The organism is Aggregatilinea sp. (genome assembly GCF_036822615.1).
Classification (GTDB): domain Bacteria; phylum Chloroflexota; class Anaerolineae; order Aggregatilineales; family Aggregatilineaceae; genus Aggregatilinea.
Window position 1 is genome coordinate 1 of record NZ_DAISHJ010000209.1, and the last position, 4,199, is coordinate 4,199.

Sequence of the window (4,199 nt, forward strand, 5' to 3'; positions counted from 1 at the left end):
CCCTCTCCAACTTGATTGGAGAGGGGAAAAGGGGCCGGGGGTTAAGGGGTGAGGTAAAACACAAACCCATCCATATTCCGGATCTTTTCGCTGCACCGCTTAACGACGAGCGGCTGTTCTGTCCCCACCACGTCGCTTGACCCCGGTCGATTATCAGGTATAGAATGAATTTAGTTGGTTGCCACAACAAATAAGCTCGCGCTTTTTTTCATATCAATACCGGATTTGGATATGTACCAACGCCTCCCTGACCGCACGGGTGATCAGGCCCTCGTGCGTGAAATCAACCTCTCGCTGATCATGAACCGGCTGTGGGAGCACAGCCCGATCTCCCGCGCGGCCCTCGCGGAAATGACCGGCCTCAACAAGTCCACCGTGTCCAGCCTGATCAACGAGCTGATCGAACACGGCTTCGTGCGCGAGGTGGGCCTGCTGTCGAACGGCATTGGCCGCCCGTCGCGCCAGTTGGAGCTGAACCCCGAAGCGGGCTTCATCGTCAGCGCCGAGGTCAGCGTGGATTCCATCGCCGTCCTGTGCGCGAACTTCGCCGCCGACGTCATCTGGCAGCACCGCGAATCCACCTACGGAGAGACGGATCGCCGTGTCATCTTGGGCCGTGTCGTGGATCTCATGCAAGACGCAGCAGCGCGTGGACGCGATCCGGCAGTAGGCCGGACGGCAATGTTAGGGCTGGCCCTGGGACTGCCCGGCATGGTCGAGCAAACGACCGGTACGCTGCTGTTCGCGCCGAATCTGGGCTGGGAAGATGTGCCGGTGTGCGATTTGCTCACGCCGGACTTCCCTGACGTACCGGTGTTTGTCGATAACGAGGCCAATCTCGCCGCCCTGGGCGAGTCATTTTTCGGCGCGGCGCAGGGCTACCACGAGATCCTGTACGTCAGCGCGGGCGTCGGCGTCGGCGGCGCGATGGTCAGCGGCGGCCAGATCTTTCGCGGCACGACCGGCTTCGCGGGCGAGTTCGGCCACATGACGATCGATCCGAACGGGCCGGTATGCGGCTGCGGGAACCGGGGCTGCTGGGAAACGCTGGTCAGTCCCGCCGCGCTGTTCCGCCACATCCGTGACGCCGCCGCGCAGCAGTCCACCCGCCTGGAGCAGATGACCGGCGGCGATTGGGACGCGCTCACCGTGCCACTGGTGGTCGAAGCGGCGGATGCGGGCGACCCGGTGGCGCTGGACGCGCTGGCGCAGGTCGGGCGCGACCTGGGCATCGGCATCGCGTCGCTGTTGAACGCGCTCAACCCCGATCTCGTGCTGTTGGGCGGCACGCTTAGCCAGGCCCACGCGCACCTGCTCCCGGTGATCCGCGCGGAGGTCGAGCGGCGCGCGCTGCGCTGGGCGGCCCACGCCGCCGCGATCGAGCGCGGGCAGTATGGCCGGAATGCCTGCCTGATGGGCGGCGTGGCGCGCGTCTACCAGACGATCCTCGCCCAGCCGGGAACCGTGAGCCGGTAATTCTCCGCCAGTTTGAATCGAGCGTTTCGTAGGGGCAATTCATGAATTGCCCCTACAGCGGACGTTTCCAACCCGTAGGGGCGGGGCTTGCTCCGCCCGGCTCTTGCTTTTTTGCCTTTGCGCTTGCTCTTGACTGACACCTAAAAACTAACGACTGTTCTTTTCCCTCCGACTGCGCAGGGATAGGGGCAATCCAAAAAACAAGGGGCGTATGCGATACGCCCCTACAAAATCCGCGTCGGTTATCTGGTCCGTGTTACTCCGGCATGACCTCGTACGCCTGCCCGTCCCACACGAACAGCACGTGATCGCCCAGCGCCAGGATCTCGCCCACCGCCGGATCGAGGTCCAGCAGGTCGAAATACGCGTCGCTGAGGAACACCACCGGCTCCGGTGTCATGCTGTCCGCGTCGTACAGCGTATCGATCCAGGTTCCGTCGCGCCAGACGAAGGTCCGGTCGCCCGCGTAGCGCATCACCTGCCCGTCGGGGCTGGCCGCCGCGTTTTCGACCGCGAACCCATCGTCGCCTTCGCGCATCGCGGTGATCGTGGGCGCGGCCATGGGCGCTTCCGCCGCCGACAGGCCCGCCGCCGATTCCGCCGCATCGACTGCGACCGAGCCGGACGCCTGCGAGAAGGCCATGTCCGCTTCACCCTGGAAGACCGTCTGCGCTTCTTCCACACCCGTCTGCGTGAAGATGTCCTGCTCCTGAATGAGGAACGACGTGTACGGTGTGATGATGCCGTAGCGGATGCTCAGCCGCACGATGCTGTCCACCAGTTCGGGATCTTCGCCGTTGAGCCGGATCGCGTTCAGCAGCACGCCGATCTTGCGCGTGGCCCACAGGCGCGGGATGAACACCTCGCCGCCCGCGTGATCTGGGAACGTGACCTCGGTGGTGTAGACCTGCTGCGCGCCGTCCACCTCGCCGCTGAGCCGGACCGTCGCGGAACCGCCTTCACGGTAGCGTCCGGCGATGATGAGCTGCGACCCGGCGAACAGATCCGGCAGCGGTGCGGCGGGGATCATGTCCTCGACCAGCACGCCGTCCACTTCCAACTTGATGTTGGTCAGCACGGGCGCGCTGATCTTGCCGTAGAGCGTGCTCACTTCCTCGTCGATGCGCTCGTCGGGCCGCACGTAGCTGCCCGCGCCCCGGAACGCCTGATACAACTGGTCCAGCAGGAACGTATCGACGTCGTCGCCCACGCCGAAGGTGAAGACCCGCGCGTTGGGCGGCGCGGCGTCCCCGACGTTATCGAGGATCGCGCTTGCGTTCGTCTCGCCTTCGGTCGGCAGACCATCCGTCAGGAACAGCACCACCGCCTGACGCTCGCGGTCGGCCATATCCATCGCCGCCAGCAGCGCCGCGTTGATGTCCGTGCCGCCGTTCGCGTCCAGCCCGCTGATCCAGTCTTTCGCATCGTCCGCCTTGGAAACCGGCTGAAGGTCCGTCGCGAAGATGCGATAGCCGGTGCTGAACACGATCACGTTGAAGCGGTCGCCTTCGTTCAGGTGATCGAGCACGAACTTCACCGCCTCGCGCGCCTGATCCCACTTGTCACCGAACATCGATCCTGACTGGTCGAGCACGACGATCACGTCTTTGGGCAGCACCCGATCGTTCTCGACACTCACGGGCGGCGTGATCATCAGCGTGAAAAAGCCATCTTCGTCCGCGCTCTCGCGGTAGGTCAGCAGGTTGGTACTGATCTCGTCGCTGGCGAGGCCGTAATACAGGCTGAAGTCGGCGTCGGGCCGTTCGTTGCTGGCCTCGTATCCGGCGCGGAACGCGAAGCTGCCGTCGCGCACGATGGCGAGATTGTGCGAGGGTGAATAGATCGCGCCGATGGCATCACTCGAGTCGACCTGCACGTTGATGCTCAGGCTCCCGACCGGGCGACGCGTGTACTGATCGGTGCGCAGCGGGTATTCGTAGTGCACGAGGCCGTTTTCGACCGGCAAAAGCTGGCCGTATTCGATCTCGATCTTCACTTCGTCATTGGGCTGGATGGGAAAAACGTTCGCCTGCACCGCCCCCGCGCCGACATATTCCAGCAGGGCGGGGTCGCGCATCTGGCGCACGATCTCGTCGTAGATCGCGCGGGCGGTCTCCGCGTCGAGGATCTTCGCCTCGACCGCCTGACCGTCCACGTACATGATCAGGTTCGATACCGCCGCGCCAGCGGGCAGCGGAAACAGATACGTGCCCTCCGCCGGGCGCGCGCCGTCGTTGTAAAAGACCTGCTCGACGCGCGTCGTGGCGACCTGATCCTCGACCGTGACGCTGACGCGGTGCACGCGTAGCAGCACGCCCGGCTCGGTAAAGAAAGGCAGCGCGTCGGGCGAAAGCGTCGCCCTGGCCGCCAGCGCGGGGGCCGCGCCCACGACCAGCAGCGCGATCGCCATCAGAACGGCAAGGGGGCGAAACATCGTGCGATGGAAAATCATGGTGTCCTCCAAAAACAAAACCAAAGCCTGCGGACTGCCGGAGCGGTAAGCGCTTGTTCCCCGTTTGATGTGGCTAAGACGCCGCCGCCGCCCAAAAGGTTCCGCGCAGTGGGCCGCAGAGCATGAGAGTCCGTAGCGGCGAATGCTTGCATCGTCCGTTAACGGTCCCTGTTCTGACGTCCGCTGCCCGATTTTCCCCTTCCCTCCGCTTGCGTGGGCTGAGGGGGCGACAGTAACTTTTTCGCAGCGCGTCGCACATGCTTCTAGGGCA

General features: G+C 64.4%; 2 protein-coding genes. One reads left to right on the forward strand and one right to left on the reverse strand.

From position 1 onward, the window contains the following. The first annotated feature begins 231 nt into the window (after nucleotides 1-231). Nucleotides 232-1,476, forward strand: coding sequence for an ROK family transcriptional regulator (locus tag V7116_RS25575; protein ID WP_324394836.1), 1,245 nt, complete (start codon nucleotides 232-234; stop codon nucleotides 1,474-1,476). 256 nt (nucleotides 1,477-1,732) lie between these two features. On the opposite strand, the gene V7116_RS25580 is transcribed toward V7116_RS25575, so the two are convergent. Then, nucleotides 1,733-3,928: a VIT domain-containing protein gene (locus V7116_RS25580; RefSeq protein WP_324394837.1), complete on the reverse strand. Its 2,196-nt coding sequence runs from the start codon at nucleotides 3,926-3,928 to the stop codon at nucleotides 1,733-1,735. Nucleotides 3,929-4,199: the final 271 nt, after the last annotated feature.

Excerpts from the sequence above, each read along its gene's own strand:
- V7116_RS25575 (WP_324394836.1), top strand. The coding sequence starts at position 232 with ATGTACCAACGCCTCCCTGACCGCACGGGTGATCAGGCCCTCGTGCGT.
- V7116_RS25580 (WP_324394837.1), bottom strand. The coding sequence starts at position 3,928 with ATGATTTTCCATCGCACGATGTTTCGCCCCCTTGCCGTTCTGATGGCG.